Source organism: Streptomyces graminilatus (assembly GCF_001418565.1).
Lineage (GTDB): Bacteria > Actinomycetota > Actinomycetes > Streptomycetales > Streptomycetaceae > Streptomyces > Streptomyces graminilatus.
Genome location: NZ_LIQQ01000820.1, coordinates 950 through 1,704 on the forward strand (window position 1 = coordinate 950; position 755 = coordinate 1,704).

General features: G+C 66.2%; 1 protein-coding gene. It reads right to left on the bottom strand.

Annotated features, from left to right (window positions below; all coding sequences use genetic code 11):
- Positions 1-648, bottom strand: a 648-nt coding sequence (locus AOK08_RS41885) for an NB-ARC domain-containing protein (RefSeq protein ID WP_157877046.1), incomplete at its 3' end; no start/stop codon positions are given.
- Between the last annotated feature and the right edge of the window lie 107 nt (positions 649-755).

Genomic DNA, 755 nt, shown 5'->3' on the forward strand with positions numbered 1-755 from the left:
CGGGAGCCCGCTACACAGACCGACCACATCACGGCCTGCTTCAGGGTCCTCGTCCACCCGGTCCGGGCCGCTGATCCGCCTCAACAGATCCCAGGCGGCGCCCTCGTCCAACCCCGGCAAAGCGACGCGCTCATCCACGGCCAGCGTGGCAAGGGCCTGGCGGCTGGTGATCAGGACAACGCACGAAGAACCACCCGGAATCAGCGCAGCTACCTGCTGTTCACTGGCCGCGTTGTCCAGGACGATCAGGACACGCCGATCGGCCAACTCCGTACGGAACTGCCGTGTCCGCCCGGCCACATCATCGGGGATTCTTCCGCGCGGTGTCCCCAGAGCAGCTAGGAAGTCGCCAAGGACCTCGCCCACGGCAGCAGGACGTTCCTCCGCCCCGTTCAGATCGACGAAGAGCTGACCGTCGGGGAAAAACTGCATCAGCTGGTGAGAAGCCTGCACCACGACAGATGTCTTGCCGATCCCACCCGGCCCGTGCACCAGACACACCCTGCACCCGCCAGGACGCTCAGCAGCCTCCACCAGCCGCGCCACCTCCTGGCCGCGTCCAGTGAAATCCGCCAGTGCCGGCGGCAACTGACGCGGGATACCGGACGATTCCGAAAGAAGAGCCAGCGCCTGCGGCGACAGCAGCATCCGCAATTCCTCAACGCCTACAGGATCCTCACCCAGAGCCAGTACCAACCGCCGTCGCAGCTGAACCTGTGCAGCAGGAGAACGGCCCGCCTCCTCGACCAGGGCCG